Genomic DNA, 23293 nt, shown 5'->3' with positions numbered 1-23293 from the left:
AAGGCGAGGAGGCACCGCTCATTTCGCCTCGTCTGCGTGACGCAACAAATAAAGCACATCAGCGGCGAAGGAATAGGAAAGCAGCAGCAATGCCACTGCGGCAATGACAGTGGAGACTGGTGGCGTGATAAAAGGAAGCATGATGATGCACAGTGCTCCGACCTGAACCACACAGATCAATTTCCGGCGAAACGAGTCTTGAAGCGGCACGCGCAGCCACGAAAACGGATATTGTGCGAGCACAAAGCCGTAGCGCATCAAGCCAATCAGCAGCACCCATAGACCTGCTTTCTCAAGCAACAGCGCGGTGACTGAAAGCACCAGAATGAATAGAGCATCGATCTCCATATCAAAGCGCGCGCCAAGGGGTGAGGCAAGGCGAGAACGCCTTGCAAGATAGCCATCAACCCAATCCAACGCCAAGGCAGAGATGGCAAGCGCGATCAAGGCTGGCAATGCTGGCTCAAGAAGCAAACGCTCCCCCGAAAACAACACCGTTGTTCCGACAAGACAGACAATAGCCGCCCGGATCGCCGTCACGACATTGGCAGGGCCAAAACGCCGATGGTTGTGGCTTGGCAAAGCGTAAATGACCCACACAAATATAAATAAAAGCAGGGAGGCTGCCGATATGATGGTGCCATTCCCGATCAACAGAGGCGAGCGCAACAAAGAATAACCGAAGACAGAGGCCATGAACACAACGCAAAGCGCCATCAGCGTGCTGCGCAGCAGCGGTTTTGAAATCGTATCGATCGACATTTGGCCTCCTCCCCTGATTTCAAGGTGAATGCTCTGTTTCGCATGGGAGCGCACGGAGTCTTCAAGATGAAAATTATACAGAAGATTAAACGTGTTACAGCCTATTTTAAGTATCATTACGCGGGAATCTGCCACTGGTTCACTTTTTGGTGCGGCGCTATCGGCTTTTTAAAAACGGCAGAGCAAACGCAAAACTCTTGGGTTCTGATTCTGTGTGCCATAAACGGTTGCCGTAAAGTCGTGATAACCATAGAGTGTCATGGAACAATGTCAGCGTCCGTCGAGCAGAGGCTGTTGCTTTGTTACCGTTGAGAGCGCGCCTTGCGCCTTATAAAGACACGGCGTTGCCGTGGAACATCAAACGCCTGATTGCGTTATCGCTGCTTGATGGACATGAGGAGACGATTTGAGTGAGACTATTTTGCCCGCCACACAATGCTCCATAGCCAGTGCCAGCATGACCAGTCCCACCATGATCATCGCCCGTGCGCTCTGGTTTTCGTCCCAAGGCCAATGCGAGATCCGGCCCGAGGTTCTACCAGCTCTTGAAGAAGGACAGGCGCGGGTCCGCACCCTTTTCAGCGGCATCAGTCGCGGCACGGAATCGCTGGTGTTTCAGGGCAGGGTTCCTGAAAGCGAGTTTGCGCGGATGCGCGGTCCCAACATGGCCGGTGATTTCCCATTCCCGGTCAAATACGGCTATGCAGCGGTGGGCAGGGTAGAGGAGGGGCCAAAACAATGGCTTGGCAAAACAGTGTTTTGCCTGCACCCGCATCAAGACATCTTTACCGTGCCGGTCGACAGGCTGACCATTTTGCCAGAAGCTTTACCGGCACAGCGGGCCGTGCTGGCCGCCAATATGGAAACAGCCCTCAATATCGTCTGGGATGCCGGTATTTTACCCGGTGACAACGTCGCCGTGTTTGGCGCAGGCGTTGTGGGCGTTCTGGTCTCGTTTCTTGCGTCACAGATTCCGGGAACGCGCGTCGATTTGCTCGATCCAAACCCGTCGCGCGCTTTGCTGGCTGCGCAGTTTGGCTTGAATTTTTACCCTGACGATCCACCGTCCGAGACCTATGATGTGCTGATCAATGCCAGCGGCGCGCCAGAGGCACTGACTATGGCGCTGAACCATGCCGGACAGGAGGCCCGCATTGTTGAAGCAAGCTGGTATGGTGATACCATTCTAAAGCTTGCGCTCGGTGGTCCTTTCCACGCCCGTCGCCTGTCCCTTCTCAGCTCACAGGTCGGCACCATACCGCCCACGCAGCGCGCCCGCTGGACCTTTGCCAGACGGCTGAAAAAGGCGCTTGATCTGCTGCTGGATGATCGGCTGGATGCTCTAATTTCAGCGCAAACCGCCTTTGATCATATTGCCGAAGCCTATCCCGAGATCATCTCGGACCCGCAAACCCTTTGTCATCGCATTTGCTACTGAAGAGAGAGACCTATGTTCGCCGTTGAAGTTCGTGATCACATCATGATTGCCCACAGTCTCCCTCGTCCGGTTTTTGGCCCGGCACAAGGCATGCACGGTGCCACCTTTGTGGTCGATGCGGCCTTTTTCACCCACGGTCTTGATGAGGATGGCCTGGCCGTGGATATTGGTGCGGCGACCACCGTTTTGGGTGAGGTGCTCAAGCCGCTGAATTATCAAAACCTTGATGATCTGGCCGTCTTCAAGGGCAAAGTGACCACCACAGAAGTGATTGCAAAATATATTTTTGATCAACTGGCTGATGCAGTCGCCGCCAAACGGCTTGGCCCGGGTAGCCATCGCATTATCCGGCTTAAAGTCATGTTGCACGAGTCCCATGCGGCAAGGGCATGGTACGAGGCCGATCTGTGAGCAGAGATCTGACCTTCGCTTTTCCCGGCAGGCTGGAGCTCAACACCGGCGGCTATATCTATGATCGCCGCGTCATTGCCGGACTATCAAAACAGGGGTGGGCTGTGCAGCCCATGGCCTTGGGCGAGGGCTTTCCTTTTCCAACTGCGGCGGTAAAAGCCAATGCCGAGCAGAGGCTATCAGCCTTGCCAGATGGCTCAATCGTGCTCGTGGACGGCCTGGCGTTCGGCGTCCTGGATGACTGGGCCAAACGAGAAGCAAAGCGGCTTAAAATTGTGGCACTGGTGCACCATCCTCTCGCTTTGGAAACCGGCCTGAGCGCGCACGAGAAAGCAGCATTTCACCACACAGAAATGCAGGCTTTGCAATGGGCCAGACATGTTATCGTTACATCGCCGGTCACTGCGCGTGAGCTGACAGCGCATTTCAAGGTCAATGCCGACACAATAACGGTGGCCATTCCCGGTGTTGATGCTGTTTCGAGTGAAGCGTCTCCGTCTTCTTCCAACACTGTGCCCCACATCTTGTCCGTCGGCACTTTGACGCCGCGCAAAGGTCATGACATCTTACTGGCCGCCCTCAAACAGATTGAGGACCTGCCCTGGCAAGCCACCATTATCGGCAGTCGTAATCTCCATCCACAAACGGTGGCACAATTGGAGGCACAGCAGCACGCACTCGGCCTTGGTGAGCGGGTGGTTTTGGCAGGTGAAGTTGAATTTATCGCGCCTGCCTTTGAAAAAGCGGATATTTTCGCACTCGCCAGCCGGTATGAAGGCTATGGCATGGTGTTTGCCGAGGCTTTGGCGCACGGCCTGCCCGTTATTGCCTGCCATGCGGGTGCCGTTTCGCAAGTGGTACCCGAAGATGCGGGCATTCTTGTGCCGGTCGATGATGTTGGTGCCTTTGCAAAGGCTCTTCGCAACCTGCTTCAAGATACAAGACTTCGACAGGAAAAAGCTGAGGGAGCGAGACGGGCAGGGGCACAACTGCCAACTTGGGATCAGACAAGCCAAATCCTGTCCAATGCCTTGGAGAGTGTGACGTGAGCGGGTTTGACAGCACTTGGCTAGCGCTTCGCGAGCCTGCGGATCGGGCAGCGCGCGCTCCTGCTATGGTGGCTCGGCTCTCCAGCCATCTTGCGACTGTCAACACGCCGCGCGTGCTGGATATTGGCTGCGGCACGGGGTCAACCTGGCGCAGCTTAGCAAACGCGCTGCCCGACAGCGTGTGTTGGACCTTGCTCGATCACGACAGCACCTTGCTGGATGAAGCAAAGAAACGGATCGGAGAGCGAGAAAATGTTCAATTTTATCAGCATGATCTGACGGATATTGACGGACTTCCCCTGAAAGATGTTGCCATTGTCACCGCCTCTGCACTGTTTGATCTCTGTTCTGAAACATTTTGCGCAGCACTCAGCGCCAGATTGGCAGCGCAATCCTGCGGGCTTTATGCCGCTTTGAATTACAATGGTGTGATGACGTGGACATTGCCCCTTCCGCTGGATGCGCAAGTGCTGGCAAACTTCAACCAACATCAGCGCACAGACAAGGGCTTTGGGGCGGCGCTCGGCCCGGATGCGACAGACTGCCTGCACCACCATCTTGTCGCCCACGGGTTCGAACTGAGCTGCGCATCCAGCCCGTGGCGCATGGATGCAGGGATGAAGGATCTTCAAATCGCCTTCCTCACAGGCCTGCGCCTTCCCTTGGTAGAGATCGGCAATCTTTCGCCAGCACAGATCGATCAATGGATTTCGGAGCGCATCTCCTTGATCGACGCGCCCGATAGTCTATGCGAGGTCGGCCACACGGACCTTATCGCATTGCCCGCCATCGCCTTGCAGGCTTGAGAACGGCTTGCGCTCAAAACAACAATCAAAAAGAACGTCACTGCCCAGGCTATAGACGGTCGTGGCCGGTCGCTGCGCCTCGCAAAGCCGCTGAATCGGCGATAGATTGATACCGCTTGGCCCTGATCCAATAATGATCGGCGATATGGACACATGGAGGCGATCCACATGGCCTGCTTCAAGGAAGCGCGCGATTGTTCGGGCACCACCCTCGACCAAAATGCGATGAAGCCCTCTTTCCGCGAGCGCTTGCAACATCATGCCGGTATTCAACCCACAGGCCTCTGACGGCAGGCGGATCACAGTGGCATTTGCCAGTGTTTTTTGAGGCGCATCGGTGCTTTGAAAGACAAGAACAGGCGCACCGTGATCGTGAAACAGGCTTTCATTGCCGTCTAACTGGCCATGGCAATCCACAATAACCCGGACGGGATCATCGCCTTTTACCAGGCGCACGGACAAGCGTGGATCATCGGCGATTACGGTGCTCACGCCAACAATCACAGCATCCACCAGCGCCCGACAGCGATGCAGATGTGTAAGTCCGTCCGGGCCGGATACATCACGGGCGTCGCCGGCGAGGGTGGCAATTCTACCATCCAGCGATTGGCCCACCTGAGCAAGCACAAAGGAGCCCTTGGCGGCGGCAATCGGCGCGTAAATTGCGCCCATGGTGGCAAAATCCGCCACAAGATTTTTGCCACCATGGGCAACCGCCAGCAGCCTGTCCCATGTTTCCTCGGTGACCTCAGTCGTCTGCATTGCCAATCTAGAGCATCCTGTAGAGTGTATGATCGCGCTTTATAATATGATGAAGTAAGACTGCACCAATATGCAACGCAAAAAGCGCCAATAAGATCCAAGCGCTCCAAAAATGAATGGCGGAAAAGGCACCAGCAAGAGCCGGTGCCTTGGCAATAGGGCTCCAGATCGGCAAAATCCCAAACCAGACCAATGGAAAACCATGGGCATTGGTGGCCAGAAAACCGCTCACAGGCATGGCGATCAAAAACACGTAGAGCAAAGTGTGCACACAGGCGGCAGCCCTGCGCTCCAACGCCGATCCCTCAGCGCGGGGATGGCGGGCAATCAACCGATTGCCGACCCGAACCAGCATCAGCCATAACACTAAAAAGCCAAAGCTTTCATGGAGAAGATAGAAATTGAGAGAGACTTCGCCTTTCACAAACTGAATGACGAAGCCCAGCGGCCATGTTGCAAGAACCACAACAGCGATAAGCCAATGCAAAAGCCGCGAAGTGGCCGCAAATCGCTGCACTTTAATGTCAACGAGCGATGGCGTGATCGCCTTCGTCAAGGCCGGAGGTTTGGTTCTATCGGGCACGGTCACCTCCCATGGTGTTCGCTCGCGCATCGGACCGAAAACCGGTTCACATTTTTCGGACAGAAGCTGCATTATCTCGAAATACTGTTACATTCGAGGTTGAGGCTATTGCCGCTCCCTTACAAGGCATTTCTTGTCTGGATTGTACTGCCAGAGAGGCCACGATCAACATAAAAGCCATTTGGGATGGCCTCTTGCACTTCGCGCACATGGGAAATCAAGCCCACCGCCCGGCGGTTGCTGACCAATGTATTGAGCACATCAAGCACTTGATCCAGCGTTCCTGTGCCGCTTTCAGCGTCAAGACTGCCAAACCCCTCATCGATAAAAATGGTATCAAGCTGCACTTTGCCGCTTGAGCTTTCCACAACATCGGCCAAACCCAGCGCAAGGGCCAGAGCCGCAATAAAGCTCTCGCCGCCTGAAAGGGTCGATGTTGGACGGGATTTTCCCGTATAAACATCGCTCACCCGAATGCCCAACCCGCGACGGCCACGCCCGCTCAATTCGATTTCGCGTTCAAGATGATAGCGATGACCCGTCATTGGTCCGAGCCGCAGGTTGGCTGCATTGAGAACCTGATCAAACATCGCTCCAATTGCAAAGGTTTCAAGGTCGAGATTTTGTCCGTTCTTACCGTCAAACAGCGCTGCTAAACGCCGAAGAGGGCCGGAGCTTTGCTCAAGACGGTCGAGACGCTCCAGTGTTGTTTCGATTTTCTCGCGCAAGCGACATAGCTGGTTCCATTGCGCTTCCGCCTTCAGGCGCCGTTCCTGCGCGGCTTCGTGCTCTTTGGCGACAATGACGCAATGGTCTTCAAGAGGGGTCAAATCCTGCCGCGTCAGGCCAAGGGTTTTCTCTCGACAATTGGCAACAGCCTGCTGGGCCGCCATCCATTGCTGTCGATGCTGCTCCACCCGGTCCCGATCGCGTTGAATGTCAACGATCCCCGGCTTCAGGGCCTGAAAATCCTCCTCGCGCATTTGCACCTCGCGCAAGCGCGATGCAAATGTCTGCTGCGATTTGTCCAGTCGCCTGCGCTGGAGCGTAACGGCGTCCGTTGCGGCTTGCATGTCGCGCTCTGCTGCAATCAGGGCTTCACGCGCCGCTGTCGCCTGCTCTTTCGCCTTGTCAATGGCCGTTTGGCGCGCCAGCAAAGCCTTTTGCTTCGAAGCCACGCTGGCATCCAACGCGCTCAGTGTTCTCAGATTTTCAGGAATATCCGCCAACATCTCGATGTGGCGCGATTGCGCCACGGCCATGGCCGTTTTCGCATCATGGGCGGCGCTTTGAAGCTGCGTCAACATCCGCTGCTCCGCTTCCATCTGCTGGCCAAGCTGCTGTAACTGCCTATCGAGATTTGCGACATCCACCGCCTCGCCGAGGGCCTTGATTGCCGCCTTGCATGTCTCAATCTCGGCCCCAATCTCAAGCGACGATTGCTCCGGCAGCTCCACGTTTGCCCATTGGCTCTGACGTTCGCTCAAAATCTCCCGTGCCGAGATACTTTTACGATCCCACTCGCGCTCCGCGAGCTGTGCTTGCTCATAATGCTGACGTGCTTGCCGAAACGCCGCATCCAGACCGGTATTCTCAACATGCCCCGTGGCGGGGGAGGGGTGGTGAGGTGCCCCACAGACAGGGCAGGGGGCTCCATCCACCAGCTTTTGCGCCAGATGCAGCGCCTGCGCGTCTGCCAATTGCTGTTCTGCCGCCTGCAAGGCCACCTTCGCCGTCTGCAACTGGGCTCTGGACTCATCATGCCGGGTTTGCGCATCACGGGCGTGCTCGGCGGCGGCCTCAATTCCGGCCATGCCTTTTTCATAGGCCATGGCCGCATGAAACGCGGCCGTCAACAGCGTCAAGCTGTGCGACATCACCTGACGCTGTTCTTCATTGATGCGCGCAGTCTGCAATTCTGCAACCAGTCGATCACGCTCCGTTATCCGTTTGGCAAGATCGCGTTCCGCTTTGGCAACCGCTGCTTCCTGTGTTTTAAAGGCCAGGTTGCATTTTTGCGCTTGCTCTTCCGCCAAAGCAGATTTTTCAAGAATTGTCCGCAACCGTGACAGCGCTTCAAGCTCATTTTGGAGCCGGACAATTTCGCCACTCAATGCGGTCTCATTCGCCAGTGTTTCTGTTGCCTGTCGGGATCTGTCTTGCGCATTGATGACAGTGGCCTCGCACTGGACATGTTTTTCCAGCGCTTCTTTCAGACCCGCTTGTGCTTCTCGAACATGGCTTTCAACATCCAGAAGGCTGCGGGCGCGCTCCAGTGCGGCGACGCGCTGCGCGATTTGCTCGATCTCTGGTGCAGTGGCCGCAAACACGGCCACATCCGCCTGTGCGGCTTCGAGCGCAGCAAACAGTTTTTCCACATCGCGCGCCTGTTCCAAGGCATTGCGCGCCTGCGAAAGCACGTTGAGGGCAGTGCTTTCCTCGTTTACTGCCTCATTGCGGGTCTCACCTGCAAGCTCAATGCCGGCAGTCAGCGCCTCAGCACTTTCAAACCCCTCGGTGGAGAGCAGACGGCTGCAAATCTCGCGTTCCGTGCGCACCTCGCGCTCGGCCTCTTCTGCTGTCGCTTTCATCTTCGCGGTAAGGCGGCGATAGAGCGAAACATCGAAAAGGCTGCGCAAAATGGCCAATCGATCCTTGGTATTTGCAGCAAGAAAAGCCTCAAAGCGCCCTTGTGGCAAAAGAACAATCTGGCGAAATTGCTCAACCCCATAGCCAAGCAGATTTTTAATCTCGGCCTCGACCACACCCGTCTTTCGTTCCGCAATGATTTTTCCGCAGTTTCCGCCAGAAATCTCCTCCAGCGTCAGCCCGGTGGCGTCAAACAGCCAGGCCTCATGCGGGCTTCGCGTTTCGCCTGTTCCGCGCTGCTTGGGTCGGCTTTGCTCTGGCCGTCTGCGAACAACATAGCGGCGTTCGCCAATGTCGAACACAAACTCCACCTCGGTCAACATCTCAATATTGGCGTGGTCTGACCGAAGGGAGCCAGGATCTTGCTCTGGCCTTGCTGGCTCACCAAACAAGGCAAAGGTCATACCGCTGAAAATGCTGGATTTTCCAGCTCCCGTCTTGCCATAAATGCCAAAAAGGCCAACCTCTATGGCATCGCGAAAATCGACAATCTCGGTGCCTGCGAAAGGACCAAAAGCCTGAAGCGTTAACCTGACGGGTCTCATACGGCAGTCTCCTCGCACTGCATATCGTGAAGTGCGCTCTGTAAGAGCACCTGTTCGGCTTCTGTCATGCTCTCACCGCTGACCTGCTCAAGAAAGGCATTGACCAGTTCATCGGGCGTGATCATCTGCGCCGTGACGGGCACCAAATCGTTTGGGGCCATAACCCGCTCATCACGGGCGTAGCTGAGATGGCACACATGAGGAAACACCTCACGCAGGCGTTTCATGGGCTCGATCAGTGGCATGTCGTCGGTCAAAATCACCTTGATAAAATCCGAAGACGGCACGCCCGCGATAATCTCGCTATATTTGCCCCGCAGAACCCGCATGCCCCGCAAGGGTTTAAACGGAATTGTTTCGAGCTTGATTTTGCCATCCCGATCCATATCAACCAGGCTCATCGATTTTTCATGATCTACTTCATCAAAACCAAAGGCCAAAGGCGATCCTGAATAACGGATATGGTCTGCTCCCACCTGCTGCGGCCGGTGCAGGTGACCGAGGGCGACATAATGGGCCCCCGCAAACACCTCGCTCGACACGGTTTCAACGCCACCGACCCGCGCCAAAGGCCGCTCCACATCGCCAGCCATGGCACCCGCCACAAAGGCATGGGCAACAACCACCCATCGCGCATCGTCCTGCACACTGGACCGCGCGCTTGCCACCTGTGCACGCAGCACATGTTCGGGCGTGGCAATCGTCTCATCCGCGAAACTGGCGCGTGCCGCATATTCATAAGAGAAGGGCAGGGCGGAAAAGGCAATCGGCCCATGTTCGTCTCTCAGCACCAGCGGAGGTTCATCGGCTGAAATAACCCCACGAACGAGCGCCCGCTTCTTTTCATTGAAAACCGACATGGCATCAATTTTGTCGCCGGAATCATGATTACCAGCGATAACCACCACGGCGGCATCTGTGTCTTGAACAATGCGAGTCACAAAACGATTGAACTGACGAATTGCGGAAGAGGGCGGGGCGGCCCGATCAAAAACATCCCCGGCAATGATCAGAACATCGACACCTTTATCGCGAACAGCACAGAAAATCTGATCAAGAACAACCTCCTGATCCTCCTCAAGAGCAATACCATTAAACTGACGACCAAGATGCAGGTCGGCGGTGTGGAGGATGCGCATGGTCATACCTGTCTGGATTTGCTGCCCCATTGCCCGAACCGGCTTTGATGAAGCAAGGATTCAAAGAGCTGTATATAGACAAAACCTACCGGGTCACAACGGTGCCAGACCTCTTATCGCGCACTCTTCAAGAGCACGCGCAATGGGCCGACCGCGTATGTTCACCCTGTTTTTTGGCTCTGTCCCTCGTTTGCGCGGATCAGGGCCATCAGCACCGGCCCGAGCGAGAACTCGCCCCTTTGCGCGCGCCGGGTCAGATCGCGCAGGTAACCGCCGGGCGAATTGATATGTCCGCCGCGCTCCAGAATGCAGGCAATGGCCACCGCCGCACCTTCCGCTCCCATGATCTCGCAGGCATCCTCATAGGCAGAAGGACTGATGCCCAGCATCGATCGCACCAGCACCGCCGTTGCCATCAACTCGCGCCAATTGGCGATGGTCGCATCTTTGGCGTAGTCGCGCATGGTCGGGCAAGCCCGCAGCACCATGCTGAGCGGAAACGCCTTGATTGGATCTACCGGTTTTGGATGAGCCGGTTTTAGATCCGTGCGGGGTGTCGGTTTGGGCACATCGGCCGCGTCCTGCTTCATTTCGAAGCGAGGTGCAGATTCATTAAGGAGATCGGTATTTGAATTCTGTATGTGGCAGCCGTTTTGGTCGTCATTGCCATCGTTTTTCTGGCTTTTTAGCTGTATTTCCAAAATGTTGAGGATTTCAGAGCGCAGCATTTCAAGCTCTTCGAGAATGGGGGCAATATCCGACTGAGTTGGATTGCGCGGAATGCGGCCAACAAGGCCGATATAATGACCTTCAATCATGCCCCAATCGCCAGCGGCACCCTCTTCCATCGCAGCCGAGATCAGCTTGCGCACATCGCGGCGGCAGAGTGTCAGGCGTTCTTTCATCTGGCGAAGCGCTTTTTTGTCCCTTTCCACCTGCTGGGCGAGATGGGCCAATTCTTCAGCCCGCGCCAGCATGGGTGCCAGGCTGAAACCAAACGCCGTCTCAATGGTGCCAGAGCGATCTTTTCGCGCATAGCGCTTGCCGTTCGGGCTGTCTTTGCGAATGATCAGCCCCGCATCCACCAGCGCTGCCAAATGCCGACGCAGTGTGGTTCCGCTCATGCCATGGGCGCGCACCGAGAGCTGGACATTGGAGGGAAAAACCACCAGGCCAAACTCTTCCGACAGCTCGGTTTCGGGATAAAAGGACAAAAGCGCATTGAGCACCGACAGCGCCGGCTGGGCAATGCCCAACAGTTCGCGCGCTTCACAGGCGTTGCGAAAGGCTTTCCATTTGTCCACGGCTTTGGCGGGCCTCGCCTCGGCTGTGTCCAGCTGATTTTTGACCAGAGCAAGCGTCATGGAGCGCCGCCCAAAGGGCGTCGTCACATTTCCTATCTGCATTTTCTCTCACCTTTCAAAAGGCAAAGGAAAAACGCTCACCAAAACGGTGCCAAAACTCTTGACTATGATTCGAGGAAATGCGATTCTCAACTTGCTACAGTTCGAGAAGGGCTTCCACGACGGAAACGTTTGGGGGCCTTTTTCTTTTGCGGTTCAATCTCCTTTTTTACGACAATATTCGTCGTAAAGTTCATCGAGTTTTTCGGACAAAAACTGCCCAAAGCGCCCCGCTTCCTGATCGGACAGCGTAAGCGAGAATTTTTTAGGCGTGGTTTTGATACTTCCCGTCAGTCTGCCACCAAGATGCGGCATCCAGTTCTGAACATTGGCCTTGGGTGCCTCGGCCAGAACCGCAGAGACCGCTTCAAATCGCGTATCGGAAGAGGCGTTGTGCATCGCTTCAGAGCGCAAAACGCTCTCCACGTCTCGCAGTCGAGCAGCACTGAAGGCGCTGGCCAGTCCCAGCCATTTCCGCCGCCCAATACCTTTGGCGCTGCCAATGGCCTGAATAACAGAGAGTGGAATCGTCGAGGGAACGGATATCAGTTTCGACAGTTCGGTTTTGTCAGTTGATAGCGCATTCATAATGTCACTGCGCTTAAAACCTTTTTGCTCCAGCTGATAGGCAAAAACCGCACGCTCAATGAACGAAAGGCTTTCCCGGCCGCTGTTTTCAAGCCCTTGCGCCACGACAAGGGCGGTATCATCAAAGGCGCGGACGATGGCTTTGACCTTGATGCCAAGCTGGGCTGCTGCCTTTAAACGCCGATGCCCATAGGCCGCCTGATAGCGGTCTTCGTGCTCTGGATGAGGGCGAACGAGAATAGGAACTTCCTGCCCATTTTCGGCAATCGAGCGCAAAAATGGATCATCATCCTCAAACGCAATGTCATCCATGCGATCGCGCATGAAAGATGGATCGATCAGATCGGGCTCCAACATCTGCACATAAAGCCCGGAGCCGAGGGCTTGTTTGAGCTCGCGCGCTTCGTCTTCCATCTTGCCAAGGGTAAGCGCCATCGACTTGATGGGGCCTGCCAGCGCACGGGTCTCCGTGTGATCACCCGAAAAGTTGGCCGCGGCCAACTCCTGTGCTGCCGCCTGAAATATCGTGTTAAGGTTCTTGCCGCGTTTGCTCATTTCCGGCCCCAAACCTTTTTCAGATTGTCCAGAACTTCGGCATTGGCAGCATTGACCGATTCCATCGCCCGATCAAAGGTTGATTTTCGAACCTGTCCCTTTTCCATCTCATAAAGCGTCTGTTTTGACAGGCCCGCATCTGAAATGGCGGTGGATTTCAAAATGGTTGCGGTTAAAACGTCATCGGCAAACAGGCCGCGCAACAGCGCAACGATTTGCGATTGCGGACCATCAAAAGGCTCATGCCTGGTCACGACATATTTGATGAAATCATGGGCAAGATCGCCACCCGCCTTGCGCACAACGGCGAGAAGATCGGATGTCATCAGCAAAAACTGACTCATCGAAGCCACGTCCACCATCTGCGGATGAACGGTGATCAACAAGGATGTGGCGGCGCAAACGGCGCCCAGGGTCAAATAACCAAGCTGCGGCGGGCAATCGATCACCACAATATCATAGCTGTCTTCGACCTCGGCAATCGCCACACCCACCCGGCGAAAAAACGGCTCGCCCTGACTTGCCCGCTTTTCGGCAAGGGCGCGGGGCGTGTCATGCTCAAACTCCATGAGTTCAAGATTTCCCGGAACCAGATCCAGCCCTGCGAAATAGGTTTTACGAATAATGTCTTTGAGAGGTTTGCGCTCCTCATCATAGCGGATCGCACCATAGAGCGTATCGCCTGTGCCCACCTCAAACTCCGGCTGAACGCCAAGCATGGCAGACATGGACGCCTGCGGATCAAGATCAATGGCCAAGACGCGATACCCTTGCAGGGCCAGATATTGCGCCAGATAAAGCGCGGTGGTCGTCTTGGCCGAACCACCTTTGAAATTGGTCACCGCAATGGTTTGCAGCTTTTCCCCAGGCTGACGATGCGGTAAATAGGTTATCGCGTCTTTGGGTTTGGTGGTGGCGATCAAGGCACGAAGCTCGTTGATCTGCTGCAACGTATAGGAGCGGCGCCCGCTCTCGGAAATTTGCGGGGAGGGGCCGCGCCCATCCAGAGACAGCTGTCGAAGATAACCATCAGACACGCCAATCAATTGCGCCACATCACCAGACGAAAAGGTGCGCAAGGCTTTGGCGGAATGCGCGGGGAAAAGATGCTCTGACAACAGCTTCAACTGGCGCGAGAGCTGCATAGCATGCCGCTCAATGCGCATATCTGTTGAAGAAACGATGTTGTCAAGCACTGCGCTTTTTCCCCGTAAAACGATTTGCTTTTTAATGCGAAATATCAGCGTATTTTCTCAAAGAACCGTATCACGGTATTGCATGATTCGCAGGGATTGCCGAGTCCTTTTCGATTCCGTATCTTGGGGCTTGTGAAATTGCCACTTCGTTCGCTTCAGACAGCCAGAAAGCCCCCGAAGGAAGGTGCCTGATTCCGACGCAAATTTTTGAAATGATCGCCGGTGTGGCTATCGCCGGGCGCAGTTATGCAGCGAGTGCACCAAATTGCTAAAAGGCGGAAGGGCCTGCTGTTTGGAATTGGCCCTTTCTGATTATATCGGCGACCTCAATTCCATCCAATCTAGCCGATGCTGATAAAAGGATTTGAAGCCCCTCATCGGTCGCGTCAGCTTCTTGATAAATCGATGATCCTGCTCAATGATGTTGTTGAGATATTTGATCTGGACAATCTTGATCAGCCGGAACCATCCGTGGAACAGCAACAACCAGTTCATGTTTTGCAATCCGGCAAGGTTGGCACCGTTCTGTAGAGATAGGTCCACTTACCCTTGATCTTGATGCACGTCGCGTCCATTCGCCACGCGCTGTTGGTCGTTGATTTCCGCCGATGGGCATCACGGGCTATCAGGGTGCATATTTCACACCCCATCTGCTCAATGTCGCATGATCGACTTTGAGGCCACGTTCCGTCATAATCTCTTCCAGATCACGATACGAAACGGCATATCGGATGTAGAAAAACACCGCGTAGAAAATCACGTCTTCGGGTAATGGCTGCCTTTGAAACTGATCATACGCGCAAAGCTCGGTCTGTAATCTGGAAATCTGATGACGCCTATGACGCCATCAGATGAATAGAAAGTTTGCGACGGAACCCGCGCATCTATCTCAGGCGGATTTCATTGCCGTGAGGCTATATAGGCCCGCCAGCCGCCAAGGGCGGTGACTTCCAGAGCGCCCTCGACCGCATAGGGTTCGCAGAGGAAGCCCGACACCTGCGAGCCGTCATCCAGCGTCACTTTGCCGATGCCAAGCGGGGCGGGGATGTTGTTGACGAAATTGCCGAAGGCTGACGGCGGCAGCTTCCAGACCTCAACCTCAAGTCCCTTGCCTGCAAGACCCGGTTCGCGGATGAGACCCGGCTTTGGCGGCGTGGTGTTGGGCAGAACGAACAGCCGATAATCGCCAGCCGTCCGGCAGGTTTTCACAAGCCTGCCGCCGGGGCCTGTCAGTTCATGGTTGAGGGGCATGCCGGTCAGATGCGCGCCAACCACCATGATCGAAATCATCCCGTCATCACCGTCCGCGACACGGCTTGCTTCCGGGATTGCGGCCTCCTTCGCCTTGCCCATGCCTGCCCCCAGTGAGCGGTGCATGGCGTCTGCAAAGGGAGCCAACGCCTCGTCGCTGAAGCCAGGGCCAATCAGCGTCACGCCAGCAGGCAGATGACCTTCCGTGTCAAAGCCTGCAGGTATCGCAATCGCCGCATAGCCAAACAGGTTGGCGAAGTTCGTGTAGCGCCCGAAATGGCCGTTCTTGACGATGGGGTCCGCCATCATTGCCTCGACCGTGTAGGTGGTTGGCGAGGTCGGCAGCATCAGCATGTCGACCTTTTCCCATTCGGCTTTCGTCAGTTGGCGGAGCGCTTCGAGCTTGTATTTGCCCTCGAATGCACCCACGGCGTCATAGGCTTTCGCCCCTTCGATGATGGTACGCACGGCAGGGTCGAAATCATCGGCGTTGGTGGCGATAAAATCCTTGACGGCTGCGAGCCGCTCGGCAACCCAGGGGCCGTTATAGAGCAGTTCGGCGGCTTGCCGGAATGGCGCATAGTCGAAGGGAACGATGGTTGCGCCGAGCGACTTTGCCCGTTCGATGGCCGCATCATAAAGGGCCTCATAGGCGGCGTTGCCATAAAATTCGCGCTCGGCACCCTCCAGAACCCCGATCCGCAAACCGCTCGAAGGCAGCTTGACCGGAACGGCGACGCAGGAAAACGGGTCTGCCGCATCATAGCCTTCCATCACCTTGCGCGCGGCAATGCCATCGCCAACGGTCGCGGCAAAGACGGTCACGACATCGACGCTGCGGCAGGCAGGCACGACGCCGACATTCGGCACCAGTCCCGGCGTTGGCTTGATGCCGACGAGATTGTTGAAGGCTGCGGGCACACGGCCCGACCCTGCCGTATCGGTGCCAAGCGAAAAGGCCGCAAGGCCGGAGGCAACGGCAATCGCCGAACCGGAGCTCGAGCCGCCCGACACATAGGCGCTGTCAAACACCGAGCGCGGCGCGCCATAGGGCGAGCGTGTGCCGTTGAGGCCGGTGGCAAACTGGTCAAGATTGGTCTTGCCGATAACCAGCGCACCTGCGGCCTTCAACCGGGCAATCAGCGTTGCATCCTTGTCAGGATGATATTTGAAAGCCGGGCAGGCGGCTGTCACCGGCAGGCCCGCAACATCGATATTGTCCTTCACGGCAAAGGGAATGCCCCAGAGCGGCAGGGAATTGGCTTCCGGTGCGCGCGCCATCAGTTCTTGCGCCGCCGCCCGCAGCTGATCTTCGGGCGTGCGGGTGATGAAGATGGCGGGATCAGCGGAGGCGTTGCAGCGCGCAATCACCTCCTCGACCAGATCAAGCGGCGTGAAGCCTTTCGAATAGGCGTCGCGGATGGATGAAAAATCAAGGATTTCAGGGAGCATCAGAGGTCCTCAAGCACGGCCAGCACATCGCCAGCTTTAACATTTCGGCCAGGGCCAGCGCGGAGTTCCCGCACGCGGCCACCGGCATGGGCGGTGATGGCGATTTCCATTTTCATGGATTCGATGATGGCAAGCGTATCGCCCGCCGCAACAGTCTGGCCTTCTTCGACCAGAATTTTCCAGACATTTCCGGGCACAGCGCTTTCAATCCCGAAACAACCTGCCGGAATATCGCCGCCGATTTGGGAGCCTGCGCCCTCATCGACGGTGAAACTATCAAGCCCCTGTTCCTTCCAGCGGCGGCGTTCGGCCTCAAAAGAGGCTTGCTGGGTAGATTTGAAGGCAGAGATGGCGCTGGCATTGGCTTTGAGCGAGGCCTCGTAGTCGGCATAGGAAAACTCTCCTTCCTCAATGTGCACCGGATAACCGCCATGCGGGAAGGCCGCACGCGCGTCAGTCAGTTCTTCATGGCTGACGGGGAAGAAGCGGACCTGATCGAAGAAATCGAGCAGCCAGGGCTTGTCCTTCTTGAACACTGGCGTCTGCCGCCATGTGTTCCACATCTGGATCGTGCGCCCAAACAGCTGATAGCCGCCCGGTCCCTCCATGCCATAGATACACATATAGGCCCCGCCAATGCCGACGGCATTTTCCGGCGTCCAGGTGCGGGCCGGATTATATTTCGTCGTCACCAGCCGCTGGCGCGGATCAAGAGGGGTGGCGACCGGCGCGCCGAGATAGACATCGCCAAGGCCCAGAACCAGATAGGAGGCGTTGAAGATCGTATCCTTCACCGCCTGCTCATCGGCAAGACCATTGATGCGGCGGATGAACTCGATGTTGGACGGGCACCAGGGCGCATTGGGTCGCACCAGTTCCTGATATTTCTGCATCGCAAGGGCTGCCTGCGGGTCGTTCCAGGAAAGCGGCAGATAAACGGTGCGGCTCGGCACCTTGACGGCCGCAACGGGCGGCAGCGACGCTTCGATTTCATTGAGAAGACCAAGCAGATGCGAGCGTTTGAGCGTCGTTCCGTCATAATGAACCTGCAACGAGCGGATGCCCGGCGTCAGATCGATCAGGCCGGGCAGTTTCGCACTTTTCAGCGCCTGCATGAGCAGGTGAGCTCTGAGCCGGAGGCCGATATCCAGCTGCATCGAACCATATTCAATCAGCAGATTGTCATCGCCCTGACGGCGATAGCAGACCGGGATCTCGCCCTTGTCATTGTATCCAACAATCGGAGATCCGGCTTTTTCGCCAATGCCGATTATTGTTGGCCCCGCCGATGCGTCGTCTTCGCGGGCAACGGGATGGAAGCGGATCTTGTCGCCCGGTTTGAACTGGCCCATTTTCCACTGCTCGTTTCGGGCAATGACCGCCGGGCAGACAAAACCGCCTAGGCTTGGTCCATCGGGACCGAGAATGATCGGCATGTCGCCGGTAAAGTCGATGGCCCCGATGGCATAGGCATTGTCATGGAGGTTGGAGGGGTGAAGGCCCGCTTCGCCGCCATCCTCGCGCGCCCATTTGGGCGCTGGCCCCATCAGGCGAACGCCGGTGCGGGCGGAGTTGAAATGAACCTCATAGTCGGTCGAAAACAGGTTTTCGATATCCTCTTTCAGGAAAAAATCCGGTGCGCCATGCGGGCCATAGACAACGCCGACCGACCAATTCCGCGTCAACGGAGCCGGTTCGCCAGCGGCCACGACGCCGGTTTGCGCCGCCCGCGCCAGCCGCAGGACGTGACCGGCTCTCAGCGTGCCCGTGGCATTGCCACCAAACTGGCCAAGCCCGAATGTTGCCCGTGAGCCCAGAACGACAGGCGCCGAAAAGCCACCGGCAACGGCGAGATAGGCGCGCTGGCCGGGGCCTTGAATGGCGCCAATCGTCAAGGTCTGTCCGGCTTTGATGAAAATAGCCGCATTGTGCGCCACCGGTTCGCCATCGAGCGCCATTGGCATCATCGCGCCGGACAATGCCACCGTGACATCGGAGAAGAATTTCAGCACCGGGCCAGACACCGTCAGCTCAAGGGCTGCCGTTTCCCCCGCATTGCCGACCAGCTGGTTGGCATGGCGGAAAGAATAGTCATCCATCGGGCCCGATGGCGGCACACCGACATGCCAGAGGCCGATGCGGCCCGGCAATTCCTGCAGGCTCGATTGGGCACCGGGCGCAATCACCTCGACCACATCGGGCACAAAGTTGAAATCCTTCAGTGCCGTGGTGGCGACATCGCCGCTGGCAAAGAGGTCAGAGGCGGCAATCGCCTTGAGATAATCGAGATTGGTTTCAATGCCAGCTATGGATGTGCCATCCAAGGCCTCTGAAAGAGCCTTGATCGCCGCCTCGCGGCTTTCGGCGGAGACAATCACCTTGGCAAGCATCGGGTCGTAATAGGGCGTGACTTCGGTGCCGGTTTCAATCCAGCCATCGACGCGCGCAGTCTCTGGAAAAATAACCTCCGTCAAAAGACCAGCGCTCGGGCGAAAGCCTGCATGGGGCATTTCGGCATAGACGCGGGCTTCAATGGCAGCACCCTTGGGGACAAGGTTTTCAGCCCCCGAAAGCACATCCTCACCGGCTGCCTGCCTTATCATCCATTCGACAAGATCGATCCCGAACACAGCTTCGGTGACCGGATGTTCCACCTGAAGGCGCGTATTGACCTCAAGGAAATAAAACTCCTCGCGCGCCGGATCATAGATGAACTCAACCGTTCCAGCGGAGGCATATTTGACCTTCCGGCCAAGCGCCACGGCGGCGGCATGAAGGCGCTGTCGCACGCTCTGCGAAAGTCCGGGTGCTGGCGTTTCCTCGATGACCTTCTGGTTGCGGCGTTGCAGCGAGCAATCGCGTTCGCCAAGCGCCACGACGCGGCCCTGGCCATCGCCAAAGATCTGCACCTCGACATGGCGGGCCTTGGCCACGAACCGTTCGAGAAACACGCGCGCATCGCCAAAGCTTGACCGCGCGGTGCGTTGCACTGTCTCAAAAGCTGCTGACAGGCTTGCGGCATCCTCGCAAAGCTGCATGCCAATGCCGCCGCCGCCCGCAGTCGATTTCAGCATCACGGGATAGCCGATGTCGGAGGCCGCTTGCAGCGCTGCCTCCAGTGTGTCCAGCAAGCCACTGCCCGGAAGCAGCGGCACGCCGCTGTCGCGCGCCAGATCGCGGGCCGTATGTTTCAGCCCGAAATCCTTGATATTGTCGGGCGATGGCCCGATGAAGGCGATGCCCTCCGCCTTCAAACGCTCGGCAAAGCCGATATTTTCAGATAAAAACCCATAGCCCGGATGCACGGCCTCCGCGCCCGCCGCTTTGCAGGCGGCGACCACGGCATCGACATTGAGATAGCTTTCGGTGGCGGGCGATGGCCCCAGCCGCACGGCTTCATCAGCCATCAACACGGCTTTCGAAAAACGGTCGGCATCGGAATAGACCGCAACAGATGCGATCCCGAGTTTTTTCAGCGTACGGATGACGCGCACGGCGATTTCGCCGCGATTGGCAATCAGAACTTTTTTGAACATCGATTACGCCTCATCATCCCAGACCAGCACCCGGATCGGGGTCGGATCGAAGCCGTTGCAGGGATTGTTGATTTGCGGGCAATTGGAAATGACCAAGAGAACATCCATCTCGGCCTTCATTTCCACATAGTCGCCGGGCGCTGAAATGCCGTCGACAATGGTCATCTTGCCGGTCGGCTCAATGGGTACATTCATGAAGAAATTGATGTTGGGCGCAACGTCACGCTTGCTCATGCCATGTTTGGAAACCTCGATCACGAAATTGTCGCGGCAGGCATGGAGATATTTAGTGCCATGGCCAAAGCGCACGGTGTTGCTCTCGCAGGAGCAGGCACCCGCCGATGTGTCATGACGGCCACAGCTATCAGCCGTCATGGTCAGCATCACCCGGCTTTCGCTCGACATGATCTTCGTGCCGGTGGAAATATAGGCGGCCCCCTGAACACGCATCGTATCCTGATTGGAATAGCGCTCTGAAAAATCATCGGCATTGTAGAACAGCGTGTCGATGGCCTGCTGGCCATAGCTGTCTTCGATCCGCAGGATCTGGCCCTTTTTAACGATGGTCGAGAAAGGCTTTTCTGCCGGGATATAATGGTCTTGGCTTGCATTTTTGAGCGTGCGGGCAGGTGATGTCGCGATAAAATTGCTCATGGTCTTCCTCCCTCACGCTTGCGCAAATGCATTATTTTCAAAGCCGCGCACGGCTTCCGCCGTTGCCGTGCGGCAAAGGTCGTCTGCTGCAGGCGTTTCAGCTTTGAGCCGCGTCACCGTCACGGGATTGGGGGCGTAGCTTGGGCTTGGATCAAGCGGATGAGGGCAGTTGGAGAAGGCGACGATCATGTCCATCTCGGCGCGAAGCTCGATATAGTCGGCCCCACTCAAAAGCGCCGGGTTCCAGAAGAATTTGCCATCGGCATCAACCCGCACCGGCGCAAACAGCGACAGTGCGGCTGGAAGATCGCGCTTGTCGAGACCAAGCTTGGTCGCCGCAATCACGAAATTATCGCGGGCATTGCGGGTGATGATGTCACCATATTTTGCCGTGTTGGAAGCCTCGGTGGAGCCGCCCATCAGACAATCATGCGCGCCGGAGCTATCCTCGACAATCGAGAACATCACCTTACCCATGTCGGAGAAGATCACCCGACCTTTGCCAAGCCCGGTCGTCCATTGCAGCTTCACGGTATCGGGCAGGTTCAGCCGTTCCGAAGTGTCGGCGGCGTTCCAGGCGACAAGCGCCAGCGTTGAAAAACCCTGATCAAGGCTGATGCGCAGGGTCTCGTTGGTCTTGACGCGCGTCCACCAATACCATCCGCCCGGGATGATTTCGCGGTGGAGGATTGTGTCTGCGGCGATTTCTGGCGCAGGCATGGGGCTTTTGCCGGGCAGTGCCTTGGGTGCAAATTCCAAGCCTTTTTTCTGGTGCTCTTCATAGCGCGCGCGGTTGGCGGCGATTTCTTCCGGAGAACGTTTGATATGCACGGTTCTTCTCCTTCGTTTCAGTTGGCCGGGCCGTCCCAGCTATTGACCTTGTGTAACCGGGCCGTCCCGGTCTGGCCGAATGAGGGAAGCCATGCCCGCAATGCGGGGTGGCCAGATGGGAATGTCGCGGCTGATGGTGGCGCCGTAGCGGATCTTTTCTTCCGGCCGGTCGCGCAAACGCTCAAAGGCAATGACGCGGGTGGCAAGCGTGAAGGCTTCGCGCATGTCATGCGTCACCATCACCACCGTCATCGGGTTTTCATGCCAAAGCCGTTTCATCAGCGTGTGGATTTCAGCCCGGATGCCCGGATCAAGCGCCCCAAAGGGCTCATCCAGCAACAGCACTTTCGGCTTCATGATCAGCGCCTGGGCAAGCGCCAGCCGCTGTTGCATGCCGCCTGAAAGCTGGGCTGGATATTTGTCCAGCGCATGTTCAAGACCCACCTCGGCAATCAGCGCACGCGCCTCTTCGGCGGCTTGCTTTCGGGCCGCGCCAAACAGGCGTCCCGAATAAGGCGAAGCCAGCATTTCCTTGCCGATCAGCACATTGCCGAGAACTGTCAGATGCGGGAACACCGAATAGCGCTGGAAAACAACGCCGCGATCTGGTCCCGGCTCGCGGGGCAAGGGCGTGCCATCGATAAGGATGGTGCCGCGAGTTTGCTGTTCCTGACCGAGCAGCATCCGCAGGAATGTCGTCTTGCCGCAACCCGACGGGCCGACGAGGGCGACAAAGGCGCGGGATTCGATCTCGATGGAAATATCCTCAAGCACGATCTGGTCGCCATATTCCTTCCACACATTTTCTATTGTCAGCGCGCTCATGCGTTCTTCTCCAGTTCGGACCAGGGGAAGATGGCAATGCGCAGCCGATCAAGCAGAAAGTCGGTGGTCACGGCCAGAAGCGTGATCCAGATGACGTAAGGAAAGATGACATCCATGGCGAGATAACGGCGAACGAGAAAGATGCGATAGCCAAGACCGGCATCAGAGGAAATGGCCTCCGCTGCAATCAGAAACAGCCAGGCCGGGCCGATCTGCAGACGCAGGCAATTGAACAGGCGCGGCAGGATTTGCGGCAGCACGACGCGCAGCCCAATCTGCCAGGAATTGCCGCCGAGCGTTTCGGCCTTGATGATCTGTTCGCGCGGCAGCGATATGGCGGTGAGTGCCAGATCACGTACCATGATCGGCGTCACTCCAATGACAATCAGCGCCACCTTGGAGGCTTCGCCAAGCCCCATAATGATGAAGAGAATGGGCAGAAGCGCCAGCGGCGGCACCATGGAAATGGTTGCAACAAAGGGCGCTAGAAATGCCCGCATGGCCGGCAACATGCCAATGAGCATACCAATCACGAGAGCAATGGCGACCGCAATGCCAAGGCCCGAGAACAGCCGGGTGAGGCTTGCACCCGTATCCAGCCACAAGAGATACTCGCCTGAACGGGCATCCGGCAGAAAGGCCATGCGATTGATGGCGTCGGCAAAGCCTGCAAAGCTTGGCAGCAATTTATCCTGCGGATTGACGGCCAGCCGTTCTGCCGAGCCGATGACATAGGCCACCAGCACGGCTGCAAACGGCAATACTGCCAAGGCAAGCCGCGCGCCGCTGCTTGGCCGCGTATTGATCCAGCGCATGTTCTTCCCCTGTCTTTGATTTGGCGGGACCGGGCGACAATCG

18 protein-coding genes and 1 pseudogene are annotated in these 23293 nt (G+C 56.8%); 4 read left to right on the top strand and 15 right to left on the bottom strand.

The features are described 5' to 3' along the window. Nucleotides 1–18: 18 nt before the first annotated feature. A complete protein-coding gene (locus tag E6C51_RS11725; protein ID WP_190236072.1) occupies nt 19–762 on the bottom strand; it encodes a CDP-alcohol phosphatidyltransferase family protein in 744 nt (247 codons plus the stop codon). 406 nt (nt 763–1168) lie between these two features. On the opposite strand from E6C51_RS11725, the gene E6C51_RS11720 reads away from it, so the two are divergent. From E6C51_RS11720 to E6C51_RS11705, 4 genes are read left to right on the top strand one after another with little or no spacing between them, the layout of a single operon-like run. Then, nucleotides 1169–2200: a zinc-dependent alcohol dehydrogenase gene (locus E6C51_RS11720; RefSeq protein WP_230987229.1), complete on the top strand. Its 1032-nt coding sequence runs from the start codon at nt 1169–1171 to the stop codon at nt 2198–2200. A 12-nt stretch (nt 2201–2212) separates the two neighbouring features. Further along, entirely contained in the window at nt 2213–2611 is a 399-nt protein-coding gene (locus tag E6C51_RS11715; RefSeq protein WP_190236071.1) for a 6-pyruvoyl trahydropterin synthase family protein, read from the top strand. Next, nucleotides 2608–3660 carry a glycosyltransferase family 4 protein gene (locus tag E6C51_RS11710; RefSeq protein ID WP_190236070.1) on the top strand — a complete coding sequence of 351 codons (1053 nt, stop codon included), beginning with the start codon at nt 2608–2610 and terminating at the stop codon, nt 3658–3660. Before E6C51_RS11715 ends, E6C51_RS11710 begins: the two co-directional genes overlap by 4 nt. Then, a complete protein-coding gene (locus E6C51_RS11705) occupies nt 3657–4466 on the top strand; it encodes a class I SAM-dependent methyltransferase (RefSeq protein ID WP_190236069.1) in 810 nt (269 codons plus the stop codon). Before E6C51_RS11710 ends, E6C51_RS11705 begins: the two co-directional genes overlap by 4 nt. Here E6C51_RS11705 and E6C51_RS11700 read toward each other — a convergent pair. The 14 genes and pseudogenes from E6C51_RS11700 to E6C51_RS11635 form a co-directional block, all read right to left on the bottom strand. After that, nucleotides 4407–5228 carry a RibD family protein gene (locus E6C51_RS11700; RefSeq protein ID WP_190236193.1) on the bottom strand — a complete coding sequence of 274 codons (822 nt, stop codon included), beginning with the start codon at nt 5226–5228 and terminating at the stop codon, nt 4407–4409. The two genes, E6C51_RS11705 and E6C51_RS11700, sit on opposite strands and share 60 nt — an antisense overlap. A gap of 7 nt (nt 5229–5235) precedes the next feature. Continuing rightward, entirely contained in the window at nt 5236–5772 is a 537-nt protein-coding gene (locus E6C51_RS11695; protein ID WP_407920805.1) for a cytochrome b, read from the bottom strand. A 158-nt stretch (nt 5773–5930) separates the two neighbouring features. Further along, nucleotides 5931–9005, bottom strand: a complete 3075-nt coding sequence (locus E6C51_RS11690) for an AAA family ATPase (protein WP_190236067.1) — start codon at nt 9003–9005, stop codon at nt 5931–5933. Then, nucleotides 9002–10150, bottom strand: coding sequence for an exonuclease SbcCD subunit D (locus E6C51_RS11685; RefSeq protein ID WP_230987227.1), 1149 nt, complete (start codon nt 10148–10150; stop codon nt 9002–9004). Before E6C51_RS11685 ends, E6C51_RS11690 begins: the two co-directional genes overlap by 4 nt. A gap of 155 nt (nt 10151–10305) precedes the next feature. Further along, on the bottom strand, nt 10306–11550 hold the full coding sequence (gene repC / locus E6C51_RS11680) for a plasmid replication protein RepC (protein ID WP_190236066.1): 1245 nt from the start codon (nt 11548–11550) through the stop codon (nt 10306–10308). A 153-nt stretch (nt 11551–11703) separates the two neighbouring features. Next, the gene (gene repB / locus E6C51_RS11675; RefSeq protein WP_190236065.1) at nt 11704–12690 is read right to left on the bottom strand and encodes a plasmid partitioning protein RepB; all 987 of its coding nucleotides are present in this window, start codon (nt 12688–12690) and stop codon (nt 11704–11706) included. Then, nucleotides 12687–13856, bottom strand: a complete 1170-nt coding sequence (gene repA, locus E6C51_RS11670) for a plasmid partitioning protein RepA (RefSeq protein WP_146938029.1) — start codon at nt 13854–13856, stop codon at nt 12687–12689. The genes repB and repA overlap by 4 nt, the downstream gene beginning before the upstream one ends. Before the next feature lie 298 nt (nt 13857–14154). Then, nucleotides 14155–14681, bottom strand: a pseudogene (locus tag E6C51_RS11665) (IS6 family transposase). Between the two features lie 105 nt (nt 14682–14786). Continuing rightward, nucleotides 14787–16589 (bottom strand): allophanate hydrolase, encoded by a 1803-nt coding sequence (gene atzF / locus E6C51_RS11660; protein WP_190236064.1) that lies wholly within the window; start codon nt 16587–16589, stop codon nt 14787–14789. Continuing rightward, on the bottom strand, nt 16589–20125 hold the full coding sequence (gene uca / locus E6C51_RS11655; protein WP_190236063.1) for an urea carboxylase: 3537 nt from the start codon (nt 20123–20125) through the stop codon (nt 16589–16591). The genes atzF and uca overlap by 1 nt, the downstream gene beginning before the upstream one ends. Nucleotides 20126–20128: 3 nt before the next feature. Then, on the bottom strand, nt 20129–20779 hold the full coding sequence (locus E6C51_RS11650; RefSeq protein ID WP_190236062.1) for an urea amidolyase associated protein UAAP2: 651 nt from the start codon (nt 20777–20779) through the stop codon (nt 20129–20131). Between the two features lie 12 nt (nt 20780–20791). Next, nucleotides 20792–21610 carry an urea amidolyase associated protein UAAP1 gene (locus tag E6C51_RS11645; protein ID WP_190236061.1) on the bottom strand — a complete coding sequence of 273 codons (819 nt, stop codon included), beginning with the start codon at nt 21608–21610 and terminating at the stop codon, nt 20792–20794. 39 nt (nt 21611–21649) lie between these two features. Beyond that, entirely contained in the window at nt 21650–22435 is a 786-nt protein-coding gene (locus E6C51_RS11640) for an ABC transporter ATP-binding protein (protein WP_190236060.1), read from the bottom strand. Next, nucleotides 22432–23250 carry an ABC transporter permease gene (locus E6C51_RS11635; RefSeq protein ID WP_190236059.1) on the bottom strand — a complete coding sequence of 273 codons (819 nt, stop codon included), beginning with the start codon at nt 23248–23250 and terminating at the stop codon, nt 22432–22434. Before E6C51_RS11635 ends, E6C51_RS11640 begins: the two co-directional genes overlap by 4 nt. Nucleotides 23251–23293 lie beyond the last annotated feature (43 nt).

The organism is Gillisella terrae (assembly GCF_004801395.1).
GTDB lineage: Bacteria > Pseudomonadota > Alphaproteobacteria > Rhizobiales > Rhizobiaceae > Allorhizobium > Allorhizobium terrae.
This window is presented reverse-complemented; position numbering and strand designations above follow the sequence as displayed.

What these genes read in the sequence shown, in the direction of transcription:
- E6C51_RS11650 (WP_190236062.1), bottom strand. Translation starts at nt 20,779, where the DNA reads ATGAGCAATTTTATCGCGACATCACCTGCCCGCACGCTCAAAAATGCA.
- repB (WP_190236065.1), bottom strand. Translation starts at nt 12,690, where the DNA reads ATGAGCAAACGCGGCAAGAACCTTAACACGATATTTCAGGCGGCAGCA.
- atzF (WP_190236064.1), bottom strand. Translation starts at nt 16,589, where the DNA reads ATGCTCCCTGAAATCCTTGATTTTTCATCCATCCGCGACGCCTATTCG.
- E6C51_RS11725 (WP_190236072.1), bottom strand. Translation starts at nt 762, where the DNA reads ATGTCGATCGATACGATTTCAAAACCGCTGCTGCGCAGCACGCTGATG.
- E6C51_RS11635 (WP_190236059.1), bottom strand. Translation starts at nt 23,250, where the DNA reads ATGCGCTGGATCAATACGCGGCCAAGCAGCGGCGCGCGGCTTGCCTTG.
- repC (WP_190236066.1), bottom strand. Translation starts at nt 11,550, where the DNA reads ATGCAGATAGGAAATGTGACGACGCCCTTTGGGCGGCGCTCCATGACG.
- E6C51_RS11640 (WP_190236060.1), bottom strand. Translation starts at nt 22,435, where the DNA reads ATGAGCGCGCTGACAATAGAAAATGTGTGGAAGGAATATGGCGACCAG.
- E6C51_RS11715 (WP_190236071.1), top strand. Translation starts at nt 2,213, where the DNA reads ATGTTCGCCGTTGAAGTTCGTGATCACATCATGATTGCCCACAGTCTC.
- E6C51_RS11685 (WP_230987227.1), bottom strand. Translation starts at nt 10,150, where the DNA reads ATGACCATGCGCATCCTCCACACCGCCGACCTGCATCTTGGTCGTCAG.
- E6C51_RS11690 (WP_190236067.1), bottom strand. Translation starts at nt 9,005, where the DNA reads ATGAGACCCGTCAGGTTAACGCTTCAGGCTTTTGGTCCTTTCGCAGGC.
- E6C51_RS11700 (WP_190236193.1), bottom strand. Translation starts at nt 5,228, where the DNA reads ATGCAGACGACTGAGGTCACCGAGGAAACATGGGACAGGCTGCTGGCG.
- uca (WP_190236063.1), bottom strand. Translation starts at nt 20,125, where the DNA reads ATGTTCAAAAAAGTTCTGATTGCCAATCGCGGCGAAATCGCCGTGCGC.
- repA (WP_146938029.1), bottom strand. Translation starts at nt 13,856, where the DNA reads ATGCGCATTGAGCGGCATGCTATGCAGCTCTCGCGCCAGTTGAAGCTG.